Source organism: Jiangella ureilytica (assembly GCF_004348545.1).
GTDB lineage: Bacteria > Actinomycetota > Actinomycetes > Jiangellales > Jiangellaceae > Jiangella > Jiangella ureilytica.
In genome coordinates this window covers 69312-91862 of sequence record NZ_SMKL01000013.1, presented here as the reverse complement: position 1 = coordinate 91862, position 22551 = coordinate 69312, and the positions used below count along the sequence as shown (strand labels likewise).

Here is a 22551-nt window from a genome sequence, read left to right as displayed (position 1 = left end):
GCGATGCCCCTGGCCGGCGTGCGCGTGCTGGAGTTCACCCAGGTGGCGGCCGGCCCGATGGCCGGCCTGCTGCTGGCCGAGCTCGGTGCCGAGGTCACCAAGATCGAGCCCCCCGGGGGTGAGGTGTGGCGGCGGCTGCCCCGCGCGCACAACGGCATGACGGCGCGGTTCTACAGCGTCAACCGCGGCAAGCGCTCGGTCGTCCTCGATCTGAAGCGGCGGCGCTGCGCGGAGATCGCCCGCGAGCTGGCGCTGCGCAGTGACGTCGTGATCGAGAACTGGCGACCTGGCGTGGCCGCGCGCCTCGGGCTGGACTGGGCCGAGTTGCGCGAGAAGAACCCGAGGCTGGTCACGGTGTCGATCACCGGCTACGGACCGTCCGGCCCGCGGGCGGGCGATCGGGTCTTCGATGTGGTCGTCCAGGGTCTGTCCGGGATGACGTACGGCCTGGGCCGCGGCCGGCCGGAACCGTCCGCGTCGATCCTGGTGGACAAGATCACCGGAATGGCCGCAGCGCAGGCGGTGCTGGCGGCGCTGATCGACCGCGGGCGGACCGGGACCGGCCGGCACCTCGACGTCAACATGCTCGACGTCGCCGTCGCATTCTCCTGGCCTGACCTGCTGAGCGCCTACGCGTTCGACGACGCCGAGCCGTCCCCGGTGCAGACGATGCCGCCCCGCACGGCCGCGACCGTGCGGGCCGGCGATGGACGCTACCTCACCTTCAACTCGCTCACCGACGACACCTGGCGCGGCATATGCGCCGTCGCCGGCCGGCCGGACCTGTACACGAAGTACCGCGACCTGACCGTTCGCGCCTACCACACCCCCGAGATCGTGGCCGAACTCGAGGAGAGCTTCACCGGTCGTGACCGGGACGAGATCCTCGCCGGCCTGCACGAGCGGAGCGTGCCGTCAGGGCCCGTGCATACGTTCGCCGAGGTGCTCACCGAGCCGCAGGTGAGGCACAACCGGATCATCCGCACCGAGGAGCGCGACGGGCTCGGACCGGTGCGCGAGGCCGGCCCGATGGTCCGGCTCGATGACCGCCAATGGCTTGGCCCGGCGCCGGGGCTCGGAGCGCAGACGGCCGAGGTGTTGTCCGAGCTCGGGTTGTCGCCGACCGAGATCGCCGAGTTGAGCGCGGCGACCGGGGCCGAGCAGTGAACGCCCTGAAGGTCGAGATGTTCGAGGGCCTGTGCACGACCCGGGCGATCCGCCGCTACCTGCCCGATCCGATTCCGGCCGAGCACCTGGCCAAGATCCTGTTCGCGGCCACCCGGGCGCCGTCCGGTGCGAACCGCCAGCCGGTACGGTTCGTCGTGCTCCGCGGTGGCGACGCGGGCCGTCCGGCCCGTGAGGTGCTCGGCCGCGCGTTCCGCGTCGCGTGGGCGGCGAAGAGGAACAGCGACAGCTTCTACCGATCCGACGGATCCGATCCGGACTCCCCCAGGACCCGCCAGGCCCGGACCATCCAGCACTATGTCGACCACCTGGAGGACGTCCCGGTGATCGTCCTGTTGTGCGCGCGACTGCGTGACGGCACGATGTCGTTCCTCGACGGCGCGTCGGTCTACCCGGCCGGTCAGAACCTGCTGCTCGCCGCCCGCGCGCTCGGGTACGGCGGCGTGTTCTCGGTGTGGCACCTCCTCGCCGTGGACGAGTTGAAGGCCGCCGCCGGGATTCCCGATGACGTCACAGTGGCCGGTGTCGTCACGCTCGGCAAGCCGGCTGGGCGGCACGGGCCGGTGCGACGCGTTGCGCTCGCTGATGTCGTTTACGACGAGACCTGGGAACAGCCGGCCGAGTGGGCCGCCGACCCGCCCGGTACCCGCCTCACTCGACCCGGCCCGGCCGCGCCCGTTCGTCCGCGACCCCCGTCCGGAGGTGCCGAGTGACCGATCTGATCCCCCTGCGCATGGGGTTCCCCTCCCCCGGAGGCGGCAGCCTGCCCGCGTGGGCGGCCATGCAGGACGGCGAGTTCCGTTCCCGGGGATACGAGGTCGAGCCGGTCGACTTCCCCGGCAGTTCCGCGGTCGTCAGGGCGCTGCACGCAGGCGACGTGCAGTTCGCCAACATCGCGTCGCCCGCACTGCTCGAGGCGAACCTCACCGTCCCAGGCTCCGACCTGGTCTACCTCACCGGCGCGCTGAACACGTTCAGCCACATCCTCATCACCGCCGAGCCCACCGACGGGGTCGAGGCCCTCCGCGGCCAGCGGATCGGGGCCCGCGTGACCGACGGCCAGGTGCTCGACCTCGTCCTCTGGCGGTACCTGTTGGAGCGGGTCGGACTTGACATTGACGGCGACGTCGCGGTCGTCGAGGCCGGCACCCACGGTGACCTCGTCGAGGGAGTGCTGTCCGGCGCCATGGACGCCGCGTTGATCATCCCGCCGCGCGCCTTCGACGCCGTCCGGCGCGGCGCACGGGTTCTGCTGGAGGGACCGGACCTCGATCTGCCGTACCAACTGGGCGGCCTGGTCGCCTCGCGCCGGTACGTCACGGCCGCCCCGGACACCGCCCGCGCCGCGGTCGAGGCGTACGTGGCAGGGGTGCGAGCCGTGAAGAGCCGGGCCGGTCTGGCCGAGGCGATCATCCGGGACCATGGGCGGGTCAGCGACCCGGAGACGATTCGGCTCACCGCCGACTTCTTCCGCCGGGCGATGTCCGACCCTCCGTACCCGTCGAGGGAGGGCATCGCCGTCGTCCTCGACAGCCTGGCGGGACAGCTCCCGCAGGCGCACGAATGGAGTCCGGACGATCACATCATGGACGAGCTGGTCCGCCAGGTTGCCCGCTGAGAGCGGACCCGTGACTGGACGTGAGCACCCCGGCTCGCTGCAAGTCAGCGCCGTTCTCGCAGATCGCGGCAACAGACCCCTGCCTCACCGGTGACCGTTGCCGGCCCATCCCCCGTCATATACAGTGCATTCCACCGAATACAGCGATGGCGTGGGTCGATGTGAGATGGCGATCAGTCCCGAGCCCAGCGCTCCGAACACCTCGATTCTCTTCGTCGCCTGGATGCTCTCGCCGGACGGCCAGGACACGTTCGAGGAAGTGAACCCGGCTACGGCAACCCCGTTCGACGAGGGTGGCGCGACGTGGCGGCTCAGCGAGGACGCCGGCATCGAGCAGATCGTCGTCGCCGACGTGCAGATCCTCGCCGAACCGTCCGAGAAGCTCGACAACATCGTCTCGAAGAATGGCGCGTCCCGGAACCCGTGCCGGAGGGATGACGCGAACCGAATACACCATTCGTCCCATTCCGGGTGCGACGCGATAGGAAGATCAATTGCGCGAGACACCGACTGATGAGCAGATCTGCGCCTGGTTCGATGAGCTGAGCAATTGGGGTCGCTGGGGCTCCGGCGACCTGCTGGGGACACTCAACCTGGTGACCCAGCGCAAGCGGCAGCAAGCCGCCGCCCTGGTCAGGGAAGGAACCAGCATCTCCTGCGGTCTCGACATCAGGTTCCACGAGCCCAACCTCGACGACGGGTGGCCAGAACCACGCAGGTTCGCTCGCTCACTACCGGGGCCCGAGCACTACGACCCGGAGTACGTCGGCCGAGCGGGCGCCTCGGAGGCGGTGCTGCTGAACTGTCACGGGCTGGGTGTCACCCATCTCGACGGGCCGGCGCACCATTTCTTCCGCCCGTATCCAGGTCGGCCCCTGGCGGGGTACAACGGCCTCTCGCCCACCGAGGTCTCGAGTCGTGAGGGCGTGAAGAAGGGTGCGATCACCCTGGCCGGGGACGGTATCGTCTCGCGCGCCGTACTGCTGGACATCGCTCGGCTGCGCGGAGTCGAATGGCTGGACCCCGGAACCAAGATCTTCCCGGAAGACCTCGACGAGGCCGAAGAGCGCCAAGGGATACGCGCTGAGTCGGGCGACATCCTGTGCATCCGGACCGGGCACCCAGGGCGGAAGAGGGCATTGGGCTGGAACACCGATCCGGCGACTCAGGCCGGTCCGGATGGGGCGTGCCTGCCATGGTTCCGCGAGCGCGACATCGCCATCCTGGCCTGCGATACGGCGAACGACTGGGTCCCGTCGGTGAAGGGGCGGCTGGATCGTCCCGTCCATGGCATCGGCATTCCGGCGATCGGGCTCTGGCTACTGGACGGCGCCGACTACGAAAAGGTCTCCGCCGAGTGCAGCCGCCTGAACCGATGGGAGTTCTTCCTGGCTCTGGCGCCGCTGAAGCTGGGTGCCTGCACCGCCAGCCCGGTGAATCCGATCGCCGTCCTCTGAGTGAACCGGAGACTGACAGATGACTGCCGAAACCGCAGACGGAAGCGTCCAGAACGGCGTCGCCTACCCTCGCCCCGACCTGCTGAAGACGGGCGTGCCGCAGAAGTTCGAGTACTCCCAGCCGATCATCGATGCACACACCCATTGGTACTCGGGCGAGTTCGTGGAACTGGTCGTGACCGAAGGGGGGCAGAACAACGCGAAGATCTCGGGCCCGGACGAGAGCGGTACCTACACGATGCAGGCGATCGGCCGCGGCCACGGTGCCGGGTACTACCCCTATCGGGGCTCGCGGTTCATGGAGCGGCTGATCAAGATCGAATGGCAGCTCGAGCGCATGGAGGACCGAGGCGTCGACCTGCACTCGATCGGCATGACCCATCCCAAGATCTACTGGGCGCCGCCGGAGTTCGCCCTTCGTCTTGCGCGCGCCCAGAACGACGGCCTGTCGGAGCTGCACCAGCAGTATCCGGACAGATTCATGGGTCAGATCATCCTGCCGTTGCAGGATGTGAACCTCTCGCTGCAGGAACTCGAGCGGGCCGCGGCCCTTCCCGGGCTTCGGGGGATCAACCTGGGACACCACGTCAACGGCCTCAACGCCAGCGACAAGTCGTTCTGGCCGCTGTGGGCTCGATGCGAAGAGCTGGATCAGCCGCTCATGATGCACAACATCGACCCGCTCGGTCCCGATCGCCTGTACCAAGGCGGCGTCGACCTCGTGAACTCCCTGGGCAACCCGTTCGAAGCCACGCTCGCGGCGGTGTCCATGATCGTGAGCGGGATGCTCGACGAGTTCCCCGGGCTGGACGTCTACCTGCCGCACGCTGGCGGCGCGCTGCCCTGGATCGTCGGCCGGATCGACTACCAGATCTGGCGCGGCTTCTTCTCCGGCCTGGCGCTGGAACGGGCGAGCCAGTATCTCGGCCGGTTCTACTACGACCTGATCCTGCACGATCCGATCCTCACCCGGACGATGATCGAGCTGGTCGGCGTGGACCGCATCGTCTCCGGAACCGATTGGCCGCAAGGCATGTCGGTATGGCGACCCGTGGAGTACGTCGAGACGATCCCGGACATCACCCAGGACGAGGCGGAGGCGATCCTCTGCCGGAACCCGGCGAAGCTGCTCCGGCTGACCAGCTCGACGTACTGAGAGCTCCGGTTGCCGGCCCCGGTCGATCGCCACCTGCGGCGAACGGGGCCGGCGCTCGGTCTACGTGACCTGACCGTCGGCGGCCGTCGTCTCGGTGACGCCGCCTCGACGGGCCCGCCGGGCGTTGACCACCTTCCGGACCATGGCCTCCTGCTCCTCGCCGACCAGCTCGGCCAGCCGCCCCTCACCGTCGAGCACGAGGACGAAGTCGTCGATGGCGAGGCCCGCCAGGGTCGGGCTGCCGATCACTGCGAACGACTGCACGATGACCTCGAACACCTCCGCGGCGGTAGCGCCTTGGCGCAGGGCGCCGCGCATGTGCCGTGAGGCGTTGTGGCTCTCTGCGATGGCCAGGCAGTCGCCGACCATGCACAGCAGCCGGGTCTTGCCGTCGAGGACGTCGCGGACGTACATCGCGCCGTAACTCTTGTCGACCCAGAGCTTCGCGAACCCGCGGTCGAGCGCGTCGAACGTGGACAGCACGTTGATGTGGTTGCCCGGTCGCAGCCGCAGCCCGGCGCTGGGTGCATGCCAGCCGTAGCGTTCCAGCAGCCCCGGCAGCCGCGGGTCGTCCCGGTCGTCGGGCGACCAGGTCTCGCGCTCGGCCTCCAGGTCGCGGTCGCGGGTGGCGACGTCGTGCGGCAGACCTCGCGCCTCGACCTCGGACAGACGGCCGGCCCGACTGACCACGTCGACGAAGATTTCAACCGCCTGGCCCATGGTCGAGTCGCCGGCATACAGCCAGCACTGGAAGACGACCTCCAGGGCCTCCTTCAGGTCGACGCCGGCGGCGACGACCGCCTCCATCGTGTCCCGCAGCGCCGGCCCGTCCTTGAGCATCGTGTGCTGGCCGACGAGGATCAGCAGCCGGGTACGCACGTCCAGGTGCGGCCGCTCCAGCAGCCCTCCGGTGTAGTTCAGCCAAACGCTGGCGAAATGCGGGTCCAGCCGGTTCAGCAGCTCGAACCGCGACGCGAAGGTGGCCGGGCGGAATCGTGTGCCCGCCTCGTACGCGCTCGGACTGCAGCCGGCCGGCAACTCGCGGCCCTCCATAGACACTCCTCCCTCAGTGACGTGCATGGGTTCAGGGGTCGGACTGGGACAGCTCGTCGAGTCGGCCCAGCTCATCGAGTACGTCGATCAGGGCCGGCAGCGCCGTGGAGATGATGTGCGGGTGCCCGATGACCGCACACGCCTGGAGCACGACGTCGCGCACCTCGGCGGGGGTGGCGCCGGCCAGAACCGCCCACCGCATGTGCCCCCGTCCGTTCCTGATCTCGCCGGTCGCCAGGCAGTCGGCCACCATGCAGAGGATCCGAGTCTTCTCGTCCAGCACTCCTCGGGAGTACATGCCACGATAGATCGTGTTCACCCAATGGCCGGTGAAGGCGACATCGAGCCGCTCCAGCCGTTCGAGCACGTCGAGGTGGACCCCGGGCCGCTGCTGCAACCCGAGGCTGATGCCCTCCCAGCCATGGCGCTCCAGCAGGCCGGACAGCCGAGGGTCGGCGCGATCCTCGGCCGACCAGGACTCGCGTTCGACCTCCAGCGATCGCCCGATCCGGCCGGTCTCGGGTGGCAGCCCCCGCGCCTTCAGGCCGGCCAGCTGGCCGGCGGCGTCCGCGACCTCGATGAGGACATCCACCGCCACGCTCACCGGCTGTTCGCCGGCATACACCCAGCACTGCAGGATCGCCTCCAGCACCTCCTTCAGGTCCACCCGCTGCTCGACGGCCGCGGCGAGGGTGTCAAGCAACCCGTCCTGGTCGCTGAGCATGGTGTACATGCTGGTCAGGGTCAGTAGGCGGGTTCGCATGTCGAGTGCGGGCAGAGCGAGCATCGCTCCGGTGTACTGGCACCACACCTCTGCGAAGTGCGGGTCGAGCGAACGGAACTTCTCGTATCGATCGACGAAGCTGCGCGGCTTCACCGCCTTCGCCGCCCCGTACGCCGGACTCGGTTCTGCGTTGTGCTCGTCCTTCACGGCGCTCCTCACCCTTGACCAGGTTAGTGCATGATATAGGATGTGCCGAGTGGTGTGACCAGCACCTCGTCCACGGTTTGAGTGCGGCGATGGAAGGATCCCGATGACAGCGATCAGCGCGCCGTTCGACGCGGACCTGTTCAACCAGAGCGCACCGGAAGGGCTCTTCTACGACCCGGCGCGAGGCCTGATCGCCACGGGCATGGTGGCCCGGCACGTACTCACGCATCAACTGGCGCCGAGGCCCGGCCGGACCTTCCCGACCTGCAAGCTCGACTACCTCGGCGGAAACTCGACCCTGGGCATCCACCTCTCGGAGATGCGGCCCCTGGAGTCGAAGTGCCGGCACCGCCAACTGGACGAAACGATCACGCTGATCCTGTCCGGCCGCGGGCAGAGTGAATACCGCCAGGCCGACGACGCCGAGACTCTCAAGGTCGACTGGCAGGCCGGCGACTTGTACTCGATCCCATGCAACGCGTGGCACCTGCACTCCAACGTCTCCGACAGCGAGCCGACCCGCAAGATCGCCTTCAAGACCGGCAACTTCATCGGCAAGGTGCTGTACGGCAAGAACTCGCTCTACGACCAGGACATCCGGTTCCCGGACCGGTTCGACGACGAGCCCGACTACTACACGAGGGCAGAGGAGCTCGCTCCGAACCGGCTGCGGGCCAACATCGTCCGGAGCCTGGCGGACCAGCCGGCCGGCCCGGTCGATGCGGAGTACGGCGAGGGCGTGTCCGTCCGGCACTACGACATGACCGGCCAAAGGGTGCTCGATGTGTCCGTCCTCACCATCGCTCCCGGCGGTTTCGTCTGGCCACACCGAAGCCTCGCCGAGGAGGCGTTCTTCGTCCTCAGTGGCGCAGGACGGACCGACATCTGGCGCGAGGGCGGCGTCGCGCGGTCGATCGCCTGGCGCGCCGGCGACGTCGTGGCGCCCCCGTTCGACGTCTGGCGGTCGCACTCGAACACCGGCACCGAGGATCTCCGGCTGCTCCGCGCCCGCAACGTCTTCCTCGAGCGAGCGCTCGGCGTCGAGGGTCCAGCCCGGCTCGGCACCGTCCTTCCCGACCGCTTCCCGACGCTGCTGGAACCGGGTCGGCCGGTGTGAGCGCGCCGATCCGATTCACCGCTCCCGACGACGGACGGCTGATCGGGCTCTACGTCCCGGCGTCGTTCGACGCGTTCGACAGCTACTACCCGAACGACGGGCGGCGCGCCTACCTGACCGAGTTCGACCTGCCGCTGCAGATCGTCCGCACCCAGGGATCCCCCGGCGACGCCGGCTCGAAGCACGTCCACCTGCCCCAGGAGCCGTCCCGAGGCTGGCCGACCTGCCACAAGGTGATGGTGTGCCTGTCCGGCGCGGTCCGGGTCGAGGTCAGCGACTTCGACGGCGTCGCGGCCGGCACGGCGGAGCTGCGGCCGGGCGACGCGCTGCTGTGCGTGGAAGGCCACGAGGCCGTCTACCTCGAGGACGGCAGCCGGCTGTTGGAGATCAGGCAAGGCCCGTACCCAGGCAACGTGAGCGACGATCGGATCATCCTGGCGTGACGCCGATGCAGCTCCAACGACACCAGTGAGGTCGGTGATCGATCGATGGTCCAGGCGAAGTACGGACGACACGAGGCGAAGGACGCGGCGAAGGAGCTGCTGCGCGGGGTGATCACCGCGCCGTGCCTGCCGGTCGACGCGAACGGCGAGCTCGACGAGGACGGCTGGCGGCACGACCTGCGGCACTGCCTGGACGTGATCCAGGCGTCCGGGCTGTACGTCAACGGCTACTACGGCCACTTCTGGCTGCTGACCAGCGAGCAGCGCCGGCGGGTGGTCGAGATCGCGGTCGAGGAGGCCGGCGGCCGGGTGCCGATCATCGCGCGCTGCGCCCACCCCAGTCCGGGTGAGGCCATCGCGCTGGCCAAGCACGCCCAGGGCCTGGGCGTGGACTTCATCTCGCTGGTGCTGCCGCAGTTCGGCGGTGCGCACAAGGACGCCCTGTTCGGCTACTTCGAGACCATCGCCCGCGAGATCGAACTGGGCATCACGATCTTCAACACCAGGCAGGCCGGCTACGCCATCGCGCCGGAGACCATGGCCGAGCTGGCCGAGATCCCGAACATCTGCGCGCTGAAGAACGGCCTGGACATGGCTCACACCATCCGGATCCGCGAGCTGGTCGGCGACAGCATCGTGGTGGTCGACCCGAACGAGGAGAACTTCCTCGTCAACCTGACGCAGTTCGGCCAGCAGGCGATCTACACGGGCACCAACATGATGTTCGACTCCGCGACGAGGCAGCCGATGCGCGACTACGTCCAGGCCGGGCTGGCCGGCCGCTTCGAGGAGGCGGCGCGCGGCTTCTACGAGCTGCAGCGGCTGCGCGACCTGCACAGCGCGTGGGTGCTCACGCCGTGGCGGGCGAAAGGGTTGTGCCCGATCGCGACGGTCAAGCTCTGGTCGCACCTGCAGGGAATGACCGGCGGTCCGGTGCCACCGGCGATCCCGGCGCTGTCGAAGACCGAGGAGGACCAGCTGCGAGACGAGCTGGCCGCCGCCGGTGTGGGCGCCTGAGCCGTGGCGGTCGTCGACATCCATGCGCACTTCGTCCCGCCGCGGCTGCTGACGGCGATCGACGGGTTCGAACTGCGCAAGGACAGCGTCTGGCCGGAACAGCTGTTCCACAACGGCCGGCCGCTGGGTCCGGTGATCCCGCGGCTGACCGAGCTCGACCTGGTACTCGACGACATGGACCGCACCGGCGTCGACGTCCGCGTGCTGTGCACTGCGAGCTGGCTGTTCTGCTATTGGGCGGAGCCGGATCTCGGCATGCGCTTCGCACGGACCGCCAACGACGCGCTCGCCGAGGCGGTCGCCGCGCACCCGGACCGGCTAGCCGGGCTGGCGACCGTCCCGCTACAGGACGTGCCAGCGGCCATCGACGAGCTGAGGCGCGCGGTCGGCGAGCTCGGGATGCGTGGTGTCGCGGTCGGCACGAACATCAACGGCCGCTACTTCGACGACCCTGAGCTCTTTCCGTTCCTCGCCGCCGCGCGCGAGCTGGACGTCCCGGTGTTCTTCCACCCCGACAACGTGGCCGGAGAGGACCGGCTCGGCCCTTACAAGCTGGTCCAGATGATCGGCAACCCGCACGAAGCAACGCTCTCGCTGGTGCGGTTGCTGCTCTCCGGGGTACTGGCCCGGCTGCCAGGACTGAAGGTGTCGTTCCCGCAGGCCGGCGGCAGCATCGCCTACCTGACCGGGAGGATCGACCACGCCTGGCAGGTGCGGCCGGAGGCGCACGCGCACACCGACCGGCCGCCCAGCACGTTCCTGGCCGAGTGCCACTTCGACACGATCACGCACAGCACGGTCCCGCTGGAGATCCTGCTCCGGCATGTGCCGCCCGCCCAGTTGCTGCTGGGCAGCGACTATCCCTGGGACATGGGCGAGGCCGTGCCCGGCCGGTACGTGCGCGAGCTGAACCTGGACCCGACCGACCAGGCCGCCGTACTCGGCGGCAACGCCGCGCGGCTACTGGGACTCTGACGAGGTGAACCCCGGGCTGCGGGTCGTCGTCGTCATCTGCGTGCTCGCGCTGGTCGAGGGGGTCGCCGTCTCGCTGTTGCGGCCGTTCATCGCGCCGTACGCGGTATCGCTCGGCGCCGGCGCCACGGTCGTCGGCATCGCGGTGGCGCTGTCGCAGGTCTCGGGGCTGCTCATCGCCGTACCCTTCGGTGCTGCAGCCGACTCCATCGGCAGCCGCCGCCTGGTGACCTCCGGCGCGATCACGCTCAGCGCCGGCGCCGCCCTGCTGGCGTTCACCGGCACCATCGGCGGCCTGCTGGTCAGCCAGTTCATCATCGGTCTGGGCACGCTCGCGGTGGGACTCGCGATCCAGGCGCTGGCCACCAGGCCCTTCGGAAGCGAGGACCACGATCCGCGGCGGGTCACGGGCTTCGCCACGTTCACCCTGGTGGGAAACCTCATCGGACCCGCCCTCGGCGGCATCCTCATCGACCTCGACGGCTACGCCACCGCATTCTCAGCGGTCGTGGTGATGGGACTGCTCTCGGTGCTGATCTCGCTGCTGCTGCCGTCGTCGCGGCTGCTGGCCGAGACCACGCAGTCGATCGTCGCGAAGGTGCGCGTGAGCGGGCTGACGGGGCTGCTGCTCTCGCCCTATCGCGGCGCCGGTGATCTCTTCCGCGAACCGGTCGTGCGGATCGTGGTGCTGGCGTCCGGCCTGGCCGTCGGCCTCACCCACCTACGCAACTCGTTCCTTCCGCTGTACTTCGAGAACCTCGGTTGGTCGTCGTCGCTGATCGGCGTGTTGTTGTCGGCCACGGCGGCCGCCGGGATCGTCTCCCGGGTCCTGCATCCGGTGCTGGACCGCCGGCTACCCATGTGGATCTACCTCGGAGGCTCCCTGGTGCTCGGCGCCGTGGCGATCGTCGCCACGGTACTGACCTCGTCGCTGGCGGTCGTCGTGGTCACCATGGTCGTCTCCGGCTTCATGCTCGGCGCCGGCAACCCGATCACGCTGACCCTGGTGGCGCGCCGCGTCGCCACCGATCGTCGCGGACTGGCCGTGGGGCTCCGGCTGACGGTCAACCGGCTGACCACGGCGGTCGGTCCCGTGCTCTTCGGTGCGCTCGCCACCGTCGGCGGCGTGCGCATGACCATGGGCGCGATCAGCGCGGCGGGTGCGGTGGCCGGCGCCGCGGCGACCCGCCGGTTCCGCGCTGTCTCCGACGACTGACCGGCGGCCGCGCCGCCGTCGACGACAGGAAGGGTGAGTGCATTGAGCCTCCCGCACCGCACGCTGGGCCGCACCGGTCTCCAGGTCTCGACTCTGGGCTACGGCGGCATCGATCTCCGCGGCCTGCCGGTCGGCCGGCACCTCGCGTCCGACGAGGCGGACCGGCTACTCAACACCGTCCTCGATGAGGGGATCACCCTCGTCGACACCTCGATCGACTACGGGCTGAGCGAGGAGCTGATCGGCCGGCACCTCGCGCACCGGCGCGATGAGTTCGTCTTGACCGGCAAGTGCGGCTGCGCGCCCGGCCGCGAGGTCTTCGGCCTCGCGCCGGCGCGGACGCCGCACGACTACCGTCCTCGCACCATCCGTGCAGGTGTCGAGCAGAGCCTGCGGCGATTGCGCACCGATCGGCTCGACGTGGTCCAGGTGCACCGTGCACCGGGGCGGAGCGTGCTCGAGCGCGACGACACCGTCGCGGCACTGCTGGAGCTGAAGGAAGCCGGCAAGGTCCGGTTCCTCGGCGTCTCCAGCGAGCTGCCGGAGATCGAGGAGCACCTCGCCATGGACGTGTTCGACGTCTTCCAGATTCCCTACTCGGCGCTCCAGCCGGAGTACGAGGCCGTGGTCACGCGGGCGGCACGGACGGGCGCCGGCGTCATCGTCCGCAGCGGTGCCGGTCGCGTTCTCCCTCGTCCGGCCGGACAAGCCGACGGCGGCCGTCAGTCCTACGCCGAGGCCTGGCGGCGATCGGGCTTGGACGGTCTGCGCGGCGCGATGCCGCCGATCGAGCTGCTGCTCCGGCATCTGCTGTCCCGGCCGGACGTCTCCACGGTGCTCATCGGCAGCACCGACGTCGCGCATGTGCGGGAGAACGTCGCCGCTGCTCAGCGAGGTGGATTGCCGGCCGGTCTCTATCAGGCCGTCCAGGTGGCGACCCGGGCGGCGACCTCGGCGGGAGGGTAGGTGACGACCCGGTAACAGCACTATGCCGCGCAGCATACTACACGGTATTCTTTCTAGTACTCAACTGACCCTCGACGAGGAGGTGTCTCGGTGCGTACCACGCTGCGGCGACATGGCACACAGGAGACCGCGTCCAGACGGACGCCCATCACACGAACACGACTTGCTGCGGCACTCATGGCCGTTCTGCTCGTAGCCGCCTGCTCCTCAAGCGGATCGGACGGATCCGAGACGCCGGCATCCGGTGAGGACGAAGAGCCGACCACGCTCACCATCGCGGTCGAGGGCGACATCACGACCCTCGACGCTCACGGCGGCGCCGGCATTCTCGATCGCAACATCCTCCAGAACGTGCACGAAGGCCTGATCCGCCGCGACGGCTCGACCGGCGAGGTGATCCCGCACATCGCGACCGAGTGGGAGGTCAGCGAAGACCAGCTGACCTGGACCATGAAGCTGCGCGACGACGTGTACTTCCACGACGGGCAGCAGCTGACCGCGGCCGACGTCAAGGCCAGCGCGGAACGGCTGCTCGACCCCGAGCTCGCGGCCCAGCAGTCGGGCGTCTTCTCGAACCTCGCCGAGGTGGTCGTCGTCGACGACTTCACCGCCGACTTCAAGCTGTCCGTGCCGGAACCGCTCTTCATCATCTTCTGCGAGCGGATGACCCTGGTGCCGGCCGGCTGGGCCGAGGAGGTCGGTCCGACGATCTACACGGGGGACGATCCGATCGGCCTCGGCGCCTACAAGGTCGCGGAGTGGGTGCGCGGCGAGCGGCTGGTGCTGGAGGCGAACGAGGACTACTTCCTCGGCGCGCCGGAGATCGACGAGCTGATCTTCCGTCCCATTCCCGACGAGGCGTCGCGGGTCGCCGCGCTGCGCGCCGGCGAAGTGGACATCGTCGACCCGCTCAGCTCGGCGCTGCGCGAGCAGGTCGAGGGAGACTCGACTCTGAAGATCGTCGAGTCGCTGAGCATGGGCCGTGTCCGAGTCACCATCGACCAGCGGGTGGCTCCGTTCGACGTCAAGGAGGTCCGCCAGGCCATCAACCACGCGATCGACGTCGACACGATCATCGAGGAGCTCGTGCCCGGCGCGGTGCGCACCCCGGCGGCGCTGGTGCCCGAGGAAGTCGGCTTCGACTCCACCCTGGAACCGTATGACTACGACCCGGACCGGGCCCGCGAGCTGCTGGCCGACGCCGGCTTCGCCGACGGGATCGGGCCGGTCGAGCTGTCGGTCAACCCGAGCTACCCGCAGATGGAGGAGGCGGCTCAGGCGGTTCAGTCGTACCTGTCCGAGGTCGGCATCGAGACCACCATCCGCGTCTACGATCCAGGTGACTTCACGACCCGCAAGAGGGAGAAGTTCGACAACCCGGCCGGCCTCGGCCCGCTGCACATGGACGGCCACTCCGGCGGGAACACCTTCCACGGCTACCACATCTACTCGAACGTGATCAACTGCACGGACGCGTCGCCGGTGCACTCCGGCTACGGCTGCAATGCCGACGTCGAGCGCCTGCTCGGCGAGGCGCTCGCCATGTGGACACAGGACGAGGAGGCCGCTATCGAGAAGTTCCACGAGATGGAGGCGGTCCTGCAGGAGGACGCCTGGGCCGGCTTCCTCTACCAGGTGCCGGCGCTGAACGGGGCGAAGGCCGACCTCGAGTGGGAGCCCAGCCCGGCCGAGCCGCTGCAGATGCGGTTCGCCCGCTGGTCGAGCAGCTAGGCGGCGACGGCTGACCGGTCTGAGGCGTCCGAACTGCGGCGGGCGCCTCAGACCCGCGCCGGAAGGGTGGTGACCGCGGTGGCGACGGTTCGCGTCGGACACAGCAGCAACGGGGCCGGATTCGCTGCGCTGAGCATGGCTGAGGAGGCCGGCTGCTTCGACCGGCACGGCGTCCAGATCGTCAGGACCGAGCTGCCGAGCACCGGGACGGCGATGGCACTGGCTGCGGCGGGCGAGCTCGACGTTGCCGGCGCCTCCGGAATGGCGATCGTGCGGGCCGCACTGGCCGGCGCGGAGCCGCTCATCGTCATGAGCATCGAGGCGTCCAACGTCTTCGCCGTCATGGGCGCTACTGGGATCCAGACCCCGGACGATCTGCGCGGCCGGGTGGTCGGCGCCAACGGTGAGAGCGAGCAGGATTACCTGATGCTGCGGAAGGCTCTCGTCGGCTGGGGGCTCGACCCAGAGGCCGACGTCGTCACCGAGTTCCGCGGCAGCCGCGGCCGCAACTGGGAGGCGCTGATCCGTGGCGAGATCCACGCGATGGCCGCCACCGTCCCGCTGCCGAACCTGGCACGGAAACTCGGGTTGCCGGTGTTGCGGGACTTCTCCACGGAGCACGGCCCCTATCAGCTGGGCGCGTACGTGACGACTCGCGCGTTCGCGTCCCGTGCGCCTCATACGCTTCGCGGGTTCCTCGCCGCGTTGCTGGAGGGCTACCGGCTCTTCCAGTCCAGCTTCGAGGCGGCACTGCCGCAGTTGCGGGCTCGCACCAAGCTGGACGACCTCGAGGTGCTCCGCCAGACGTGGGAGCTTTTTGCCCACGCCATGAATGCTCACGAGCCGGATCCCGCAGCGATCGCGGCGGTCTGCGCGGACGTGGAGGGCGTGATGGGCCTACCCGTCGACGTCGATCCGGCTGCCCTGGTCGACGCCACCTTCCTTCCCGGCTGAGTGTGGCCTCAGAGCACGGCGATGGGGTTCACAGGACTTGCGGTGCACCCCTCGAGCCTGAGTGGCGCAACCGTGAACTGGAACTCCCACCGCGGCTCCGCAGCGCAAGCCGCCGCGAGCTCTTCGTAATCGGCTCCGTCGAGCAACCACAGACCCATGGCGGGGATGCCGATGCAGTGGATCGGCCTTGCCATGTGGCCCTTGTCGGGCGGGAACACATCGCACGCCGTGTCGCAGGCGAGGAGGGCGACGTCTCGTTCTCGCAGCCACGGGAGGCACGCGCCGTCCGGACCGGCCTGCTGACCGGCGGTGGACTGCCAGCCTTCGGCCCGGCGACGACCGGGATGACCGGTCCTGATGCACAAAATGTCTCCGGCCTCCACCCGCACTCCTTGGGCAGCCTCCGCGGCTTCGAGATCAGCGGGGAAGACCTTCTCCGAGGGAGCGAGCCAGTCGAGCCCTCGAGCGCGCGGGATGTCGAGGAGCACACCCCTGGACACCACCCCCGACGCCGCCAGCGCGATGCTGCCCGCCCTCGCGCCCTCCCTGCCGGTCACCACAGTGGGGGCGAGCCCGTTGTAGCCGGCCATGGGGCGGCCCGGAGCCGGCCGGAAGAAGCTGTGCACCGGGCTGTCCAGGTGCGTGATCGACGAGCCATGGCAGTTGAGGAGCACCGCGTCGTTCGCCGACGACCGGCCGACGAAGTCCGGCGAGAACGCCTCGGCCTGGGGCACCTTGTTCATGAATCTCCGTGAGGCCGGCCACGGATCGTCCGAATCGGCGCTGAACGTGATCGCCTGCGCACAGGAGATCGCGACACCGCGCCGAACGAGTCCGGCCGCTTGTGTGCGTTTGTCCTCGTCGATGAGGTTGAGCGTTCCGCACTCGTCGTCGTCGCCCCAGCGGCCCCAGTTGCTGAGACTGTCGAACCATCCGCAGAGTTCGGCATCCGAGGGTGTCTCGTTCATGCGCGCGGTTGTCACTGTTGCTCACGCTCTCCCGTTCTCCTGCTGTCTGCCAGTGCCGACCAGCGGAGTCACGACACCACGCAGCGGATGACGGCGATGTCGATCGAGACGTCGTCTCCGGCCAACCGGTTCGGAATCGGGTGGCAGCTTGCATCACAGCCTGCTGCCCGAGATCCACTCCTCACCCTCAGCGACATGCCATCGCCGTATTCAGTGGAATGCATTCTATACTATCGATTACAGTGCGACAAGCGTCGAAGCGCGCTCGCGACCGGCCGCTGCGATACTGTTGCCCCGGCCGAACCGACGCGCGCGACTGCGAAAGCCAATCGATGGATGCGACGCGGTATACTGATCGTATGACCGCGCCGCGAGGCGGAACTCGTCGGCACCTGAGGGATCGAGGCCATGCTGATGAAAGTCGCCGACCGGGTATACGACGAACTCCGCCGCGCCATCGTCGAGGGGAAGTACAAGCCGCACCAGCGGCTCGTGGAGTCCGACCTCGCCGATGACCTCGCGGCCAGCCGGACACCCATCCGCCAGAGTCTGCAGCGCCTCGAGCTCGAAGGCCTCGTCTTCGCCTCGCGCAACGGCTGGGTCGTCCGCGAGCACTCGGTGCTCGACATCCAACGTGTCTACGACGTCCGCATCCCGCTCGAGGGTTATGCCGCCCGCCTGGCGGCCGAGCGCGCCACCGACCAGCAGCTACGGCACCTGGAGGAACTGCACCGGTCCGTCTCGGAGCGCATGTCGCCGGACAATCGCATCGAGTTCGTCAAGCTGCACGACGAGCTGCACGACGCCATCTTCGTCGCGGCCGGCAACGAGGTCCTGCGCGACGCCGTCCTGGGCTACCGCCAGCACCCCTACAACATGCGCGTGGCTCACCTCTACTCCGAGGGCGAGCTGACCGCCGCCGCGAAGAGTCATGAGGAGCTCGTTCAGGCGATCTGCGCCCGCGACGCCGACCTGGCCGAGGCGCTCGCCCGCGACCACCTCGCCCTCTCGAGGGAAGCGACACTCCAGCGGCTCAAGCAGTTCCTCTGACCAGGATTTGAGGCCGGTCCACAGCACCGAGGCCAGTGCTGGTTGCGTGCAGTATTCAGTGCGGTATACTACATGGTGTTACGCCAATGCCCGTCTGTGAGGTATCGACCAATCAGTTCTGCGACACGGAGGAGTCCGACATGTCGGATCGGGGCATCATGCCTGTCGACTGGGAAGACCGTCTCGACACCAACCGGATGTTGCGAGAGCGGCTCCAACGCGCGAAGGACGCACTGGCAGCCACGGATGTCGACGTCCTGTTCGTCTTCCGCCCCGAGGACGCCCGCTACCTGACCGGGTACCGCCATCACCTCGGCCCGGCCTACATCGAGGGCAACGCCGTCGTCGTCCTGCCCAAGGGCGGCGAGCCTGTGCTCTGGACCATGGACTACGAACATTGCCGCAAGCGCATGAGCTGGATGTCGAAGGACCAGATCATGCCTCGCGCGAACTTCCGCGAGAAGATCGGCATGCGGCGCTGGGTCGAGCAGGTCGAGAGCCTGGTCGGATCGTTGGCGGGAAAGACCGTGGGCGTCGACATCTGGAGTCCCCTGCTCGAGGGCGAGCTGCGCGACGCCCTCCCCCGCACGTCGTTCGTCGACGGCTACCACGGCGTCATGATGCGGGCCAAGGAGGTGAAGACGGAGGACGAGAAGGACTGCCTGCGCATCGCCAACGTCATGACCGAGGCCGCCTTCGACGCCGCTCTGCGATTCATGCGCCCGGGCGTCCGCGAGTGCGAGGTGCTCGCGGTGGCCTGGCAGACGATGACCGCCCTGGGCAGCGAGTGGACCCAGTGCCAGAACATCGTCGCGTCCGGCCCGTACACCGCGCCCTACCGCAGGTTCACGTCCGACCGGATCATCCGCAACGGCGACCTCGTCATCATCGACATCGGCGCCTGCTTCAACGGCTACTACGGCGATCTCACCCGGGTGTACGTCTGCGGCAACGTGAAGCCCACCCAGGCGCAACGTGAGGTGCACCAGAAGGTCTACACCGCGCTGTTCGACGCCGCTGACGTCACCAAACCCGGCGCGACCAACGCCGACGTGTTCGCCGCCGCCGACCCATACGTGCTGGACAACCTGGGGCACGGCGCCGGCACCAACCCGTGGGAGCCGCCGTTCTTCAGCCCGGCCTCCAAGGACGCGCCGGTGACGTTGAAGGAGGGCATGGTCTTCAACCTCGAGCCGTACCACGGCACCGAGGAGGTGGGCGGCGTCCGGCTCGAGAACGACCACATCATCACCGCTGACGGGGTCGAGATCTACACGACGTACCCGTTCGACGAGCGGCTCGTCATCGACGTCCACGATCGCGACGTCACCACCGGCCGCACCCGGGAGACCGTGCCGATCGTCGGCATGGGCTGACCGGACGCGGGTCATGACATCCACCGTCATCTGCGCGAGTCCGACCTTCGGCGCTCAGGCGGCCGATGCCGACGCGATCATCGAGGCGGCCGGAGGCACGCTGGTTCGCGTCGGGCGGCGCGAGTTCGAGCGCCTCGAGATCGGCGATCTGCTGCCCAGCACGGTCGCGGTGATCGTCGGATTGGAACGCGTCGGCGCGCGTCTCTACGACGAGGCACCGGGGCTCCGGATCATCGCCAAGCACGGCGCCGGCGTCGACAACATCGACGTCGGCGCCGCGACGGCACGCGGCGTGGTGGTCACGAACGCGCCGGGGTACAACGCCCTGGCCGTGGCCGAGCACACGTTCGCCCTGATCCTCGCCGTCGCCCGCGACGTCGCCCGGCAGGACGCCAGAGTGCGCGCAGGACGGTGGCAGGTCGCCGTCGGCCGCGAGCTCGCCGAAGGCACGCTCGGCATTGTCGGGTTCGGGGCCATCGGACGGCTGGTGGCGGCGCGGGCGCAGGCGTTCGACATGCGGGTCCTGTACGCCGACGTCGTCCCCGCCGACCCGGCCCGGCACCCGGGTCTCGAGGCGACCCATGTCGCGCTGCCCGAGCTACTGGCCGAGTCCGACGTGGTCACGCTGCACGTGCCGCTCCTGCCCGGGACACAGCACCTCGTCGGTGCGCAGGAGCTGGCGCTGATGCGGCCCGGCGCCATCATCGTCAACACGGCACGGGGCGGGTTGATCGACGAGGACGCGTTGCTGGCGGCGCTCGACGCCGGCACGATCCGCGGCGCGGGCCTGGATGTCTTCGCCGAGGAGCCACAGGTCTCCGGCCCGCTGCTCGACCACGACCGTGTGGTGCTCACACCGCACGTCGCGGGCTACACCGAGGCGGCGCTGGCGCGCACCAGCCGCGCCGTCGCCCAGGACGTTGCGGCAGTACTCGGCGGCCGCGAACCGCGACATCGGCTGAATTGACCTCGCGCTAGCGTCGGCCGCCGCGATGAGAGCGCCCTACCTGCGTCTGTTCGCCATGTTGCTGCTGGTCGCGACGGCGATCGGCATGTTGCGCCCCATGGTCTCCTACCGCGCTCTGGAGCTCGGAGCGACGCCCAGCCAGCTGGGGCTGATCACCGCGGCGCACGGGGTGTTGTCCCTGCTGGTCGCGATTCCGGCCGGACGTCTCGTCGACCGCCTGGGCGAGCCGCCGTTCGTGCTCACCGGGGCCGGTGTCATTGCCGGGGTCTCCCTCGGGTCGGTAGCGGCGAGCAACCTCTGGGCGTTGGGAATGGCGCAGGCCCTGCTCGGTGCCGGGCAGATCATCTGCCTGATCGGCGCCCAGTCACTGGTGACGCAGGGCGCATCGCAGGAGGAACGGGACAAACGTTTCGGAACGTTCGCCATCGTCGTGGCGTTCGGTCAGACGGCCGGTCCCGCTCTCGCGGGACTCCTGGCCGGGCCGGCCGAGGTATCCATCGTCGGCGTGTTCCTGGTCGCCGGCGGGATCGGTGCCGGCGCGACGCTGCTTGCGCTGCCTCTGCTGCTCCGCCCGGCGCGCATCGAGCCGGTGACCGGCGCTGCCGGGCAGGATTCATTCCTCCCGGCGCTGCGCCGGATCATGCGCACACCCGGCATCCCACCGGGCATGGTCGTCAGTCTCACGTTGTTGGCCAGCCACGACATTCTGATCGCCTACCTTCCGGCGTATGGGGAGGCCAACGACATACCGGTCGCGACGGTCACCGCGATGCTGGCCGCCAACGGCGCCGTCGCCATGGCGACCCGGGTGATGATGGTGCCGCTGATCCGCGCGCTGGGGCATCGGCTGCTGCTGATCTGCTGCCTCGGATGCGGGGCGGGAGGACTCCTCGCGGTGCCGCAGTTCGACGAGCCGGCCCCGCTGTTCGCACTGATGGCGGCGACCGGCATCGGTATCGGCCTTGGCAACCCGCTCACGCTGTCCTGGATCGCCGGGCACAGTCCGCTCGGGCTGCGGGCCACGACCCTCGGGATGCGGATGTCGGCCAACAGGCTCGGTCAGGTGGCGATTCCCGCCGCAATCGGCGTGATCGGGGGTGCCGCCGGGATCGGCGCGGTCTTCGTCGTCACCGGCCTCATGGTCGGCGCGAGCGCCACCGTCGTCGGAGGCTCCGCGTTCGGCCGGGAGGCATCGTAGCGGCCTCGGCCGGCGGCTCGGTCCAGAGTGAGAGCTGCCCGGACATCGTGTCGATCGCCCCGAACATCCGCTCGTTCGTCCGGTCCAGATCACGCAGTGCCTCGGCAGCCGGCACCCGGACGAGTGTCGGTACGCCCAGCGACTCGGCGACCTCGATGAGGTGCGCGCGTGCGGGGCCGCCGAGTGTCACCAGGCCGGCGGCGGCGAACAGCAACGGCGCGTAAGCCGGGTACGGCCGGTCGATGACGATGATGCAACCTCGCGCTCGCTCGGCCGGCAGCGTCTGATGTGGCCTCGGACGTACGATCTCACCTCGCGCGTCTCCGGGTACGGCACCGATTCCGGTGAATCTGGCGGCACCTGCCGGTGGCCAGGTGGAATCCGGCATCTCCGGCACCGGCCGAACGCCTGCGGACATCCGATGTGACTGAACGAGTCGCAGACCGACGGGGTCCGCGATCCACTCGATGGTGTCGTCGCCCAGCGCGTCGTGCACGGTGCGCATCAATCGGGCCACGGCCAGCACCAGGTCATCATCGAGACCGTCCCCGTCCACGTGCTCGATGCGGTCGCCGTGGACCCTTGCGCTGTGCCCGTCGACCCAGCCGGAGAGCAGCCCGCCCGGATGGCCGCGCACGCCGTCGACCAGCAGTGTGTGCTCCGCCCACCGGGCGGTGCCGCCGGCAACGGCCTCCAGCTGAGGTTGCAGCAGGACCGCGAGGCGCAGGGCTGACGGTCCACGACTCAGCTCCGCGAGCCGTTGGAGCGGGTCCACGGCGAATGCCGAGGACCAACAGCTTCGCACCGCGACGCCGACGTCAGCGATCTTGACGTCCCCGAGCGACGAGAAGGCGCCGGACCACGACGGGTCGGACTCCAAGGGACTCGAGGATCGGACGATCACCAGGCCGCCGAGCTCGTCGACCGCCGCCGCAAGGTCCCGTTCGAGCGCCATCGACAGGGGCACGCCCATCGCCGCCCGGCGCGCCGTGCCGCTTCCACGGCCGAGCGCGGCGCAGCCGGCGGCCAGGCTGCGCCGCGCCGCCTCGACCGGCACGACCAGTCCGGGGAGGACCGGCAGCCCGTGTGCACGGGCCGCGGCCAGCCGGGCGGCCTTGCCGCCGACGACGTCCGGGGCGCGGCACGCGGGATCGTCGAGACTCAGCAGCACCATGG

22 protein-coding genes are annotated in these 22551 nt (G+C 69.3%); 18 read left to right on the top strand and 4 right to left on the bottom strand.

Annotated elements, in window-relative coordinates; all coding sequences use genetic code 11:
• Positions 1–3: 3 nt before the first annotated feature.
• From E1212_RS08020 to E1212_RS07995, 6 genes are all read left to right on the top strand, one after another.
• Positions 4–1167: a CaiB/BaiF CoA transferase family protein gene (locus E1212_RS08020; RefSeq protein WP_131981083.1), complete on the top strand. Its 1164-nt coding sequence runs from the start codon at positions 4–6 to the stop codon at positions 1165–1167.
• The gene (locus E1212_RS08015; RefSeq protein ID WP_162605384.1) at positions 1164–1898 is read left to right on the top strand and encodes a nitroreductase family protein; all 735 of its coding nucleotides are present in this window, start codon (positions 1164–1166) and stop codon (positions 1896–1898) included. Before E1212_RS08020 ends, E1212_RS08015 begins: the two co-directional genes overlap by 4 nt.
• Positions 1895–2803: an ABC transporter substrate-binding protein gene (locus E1212_RS08010; RefSeq protein WP_131981079.1), complete on the top strand. Its 909-nt coding sequence runs from the start codon at positions 1895–1897 to the stop codon at positions 2801–2803. Before E1212_RS08015 ends, E1212_RS08010 begins: the two co-directional genes overlap by 4 nt.
• A 166-nt stretch (positions 2804–2969) precedes the next feature.
• Positions 2970–3317, top strand: coding sequence for a hypothetical protein (locus E1212_RS08005; protein ID WP_131981077.1), 348 nt, complete (start codon positions 2970–2972; stop codon positions 3315–3317).
• Positions 3298–4260: a cyclase family protein gene (locus E1212_RS08000; protein ID WP_131981075.1), complete on the top strand. Its 963-nt coding sequence runs from the start codon at positions 3298–3300 to the stop codon at positions 4258–4260. Before E1212_RS08005 ends, E1212_RS08000 begins: the two co-directional genes overlap by 20 nt.
• A gap of 19 nt (positions 4261–4279) precedes the next feature.
• Positions 4280–5416, top strand: a complete 1137-nt coding sequence (locus tag E1212_RS07995) for an amidohydrolase family protein (RefSeq protein ID WP_131981073.1) — start codon at positions 4280–4282, stop codon at positions 5414–5416.
• Between the two features lie 60 nt (positions 5417–5476).
• Here the strand turns inward: E1212_RS07995 and E1212_RS07990 are convergent, their stop codons facing one another.
• Both E1212_RS07990 and E1212_RS07985 read right to left on the bottom strand, forming a co-directional pair.
• On the bottom strand, positions 5477–6469 hold the full coding sequence (locus E1212_RS07990; protein ID WP_162605383.1) for a carboxymuconolactone decarboxylase family protein: 993 nt from the start codon (positions 6467–6469) through the stop codon (positions 5477–5479).
• 31 nt (positions 6470–6500) lie between these two features.
• Complete coding sequence (locus E1212_RS07985; RefSeq protein ID WP_131981069.1) at positions 6501–7412, bottom strand: carboxymuconolactone decarboxylase family protein; 912 nt, start codon at positions 7410–7412, stop codon at positions 6501–6503.
• 91 nt (positions 7413–7503) lie between these two features.
• On the opposite strand from E1212_RS07985, the gene E1212_RS07980 reads away from it, so the two are divergent.
• The 8 genes from E1212_RS07980 (at position 7504) to E1212_RS07945 (ending at position 15816) form a co-directional block, all read left to right on the top strand.
• Positions 7504–8517 carry a cupin domain-containing protein gene (locus E1212_RS07980; RefSeq protein ID WP_131981067.1) on the top strand — a complete coding sequence of 338 codons (1014 nt, stop codon included), beginning with the start codon at positions 7504–7506 and terminating at the stop codon, positions 8515–8517.
• A complete protein-coding gene (locus E1212_RS07975; RefSeq protein WP_131981065.1) occupies positions 8514–8960 on the top strand; it encodes a cupin domain-containing protein in 447 nt (148 codons plus the stop codon). The genes E1212_RS07980 and E1212_RS07975 overlap by 4 nt, the downstream gene beginning before the upstream one ends.
• A gap of 45 nt (positions 8961–9005) precedes the next feature.
• Entirely contained in the window at positions 9006–9977 is a 972-nt protein-coding gene (locus E1212_RS07970; RefSeq protein WP_131981063.1) for a dihydrodipicolinate synthase family protein, read from the top strand.
• 3 nt (positions 9978–9980) lie between these two features.
• Positions 9981–10952, top strand: a complete 972-nt coding sequence (locus E1212_RS07965; RefSeq protein ID WP_131981061.1) for an amidohydrolase family protein — start codon at positions 9981–9983, stop codon at positions 10950–10952.
• Positions 10953–10956: 4 nt separating this feature from the next.
• Positions 10957–12165 carry an MFS transporter gene (locus E1212_RS07960; protein ID WP_131981059.1) on the top strand — a complete coding sequence of 403 codons (1209 nt, stop codon included), beginning with the start codon at positions 10957–10959 and terminating at the stop codon, positions 12163–12165.
• Positions 12166–12198: 33 nt separating this feature from the next.
• Complete coding sequence (locus tag E1212_RS07955) at positions 12199–13131, top strand: aldo/keto reductase (RefSeq protein ID WP_203416604.1); 933 nt, start codon at positions 12199–12201, stop codon at positions 13129–13131.
• Between the two features lie 177 nt (positions 13132–13308).
• Entirely contained in the window at positions 13309–14862 is a 1554-nt protein-coding gene (locus E1212_RS07950) for an ABC transporter substrate-binding protein (RefSeq protein WP_131981057.1), read from the top strand.
• 78 nt (positions 14863–14940) lie between these two features.
• Positions 14941–15816, top strand: a complete 876-nt coding sequence (locus tag E1212_RS07945; protein ID WP_131981056.1) for an ABC transporter substrate-binding protein — start codon at positions 14941–14943, stop codon at positions 15814–15816.
• A gap of 8 nt (positions 15817–15824) precedes the next feature.
• Here the strand turns inward: E1212_RS07945 and E1212_RS07940 are convergent, their stop codons facing one another.
• On the bottom strand, positions 15825–16784 hold the full coding sequence (locus E1212_RS07940; RefSeq protein WP_131981055.1) for a cyclase family protein: 960 nt from the start codon (positions 16782–16784) through the stop codon (positions 15825–15827).
• Between the two features lie 408 nt (positions 16785–17192).
• Here E1212_RS07940 and E1212_RS07935 point away from each other — a divergent pair, with 408 nt between their 5' ends.
• The 4 genes from E1212_RS07935 (at position 17193) to E1212_RS07920 (ending at position 21375) form a co-directional block, all read left to right on the top strand.
• On the top strand, positions 17193–17834 hold the full coding sequence (locus E1212_RS07935; protein ID WP_131981054.1) for a GntR family transcriptional regulator: 642 nt from the start codon (positions 17193–17195) through the stop codon (positions 17832–17834).
• A 140-nt stretch (positions 17835–17974) separates the two neighbouring features.
• Complete coding sequence (locus tag E1212_RS07930; RefSeq protein WP_162605382.1) at positions 17975–19210, top strand: M24 family metallopeptidase; 1236 nt, start codon at positions 17975–17977, stop codon at positions 19208–19210.
• 13 nt (positions 19211–19223) lie between these two features.
• On the top strand, positions 19224–20177 hold the full coding sequence (locus E1212_RS07925; RefSeq protein WP_131981052.1) for a phosphoglycerate dehydrogenase: 954 nt from the start codon (positions 19224–19226) through the stop codon (positions 20175–20177).
• A gap of 25 nt (positions 20178–20202) precedes the next feature.
• Positions 20203–21375 (top strand): MFS transporter, encoded by a 1173-nt coding sequence (locus tag E1212_RS07920; protein ID WP_131981051.1) that lies wholly within the window; start codon positions 20203–20205, stop codon positions 21373–21375.
• On the opposite strand, the gene E1212_RS07915 is transcribed toward E1212_RS07920, so the two are convergent.
• Positions 21314–22549, bottom strand: a complete 1236-nt coding sequence (locus E1212_RS07915) for a PEP/pyruvate-binding domain-containing protein (RefSeq protein ID WP_162605381.1) — start codon at positions 22547–22549, stop codon at positions 21314–21316. The genes E1212_RS07920 and E1212_RS07915 overlap by 62 nt on opposite strands.
• Positions 22550–22551: the final 2 nt, after the last annotated feature.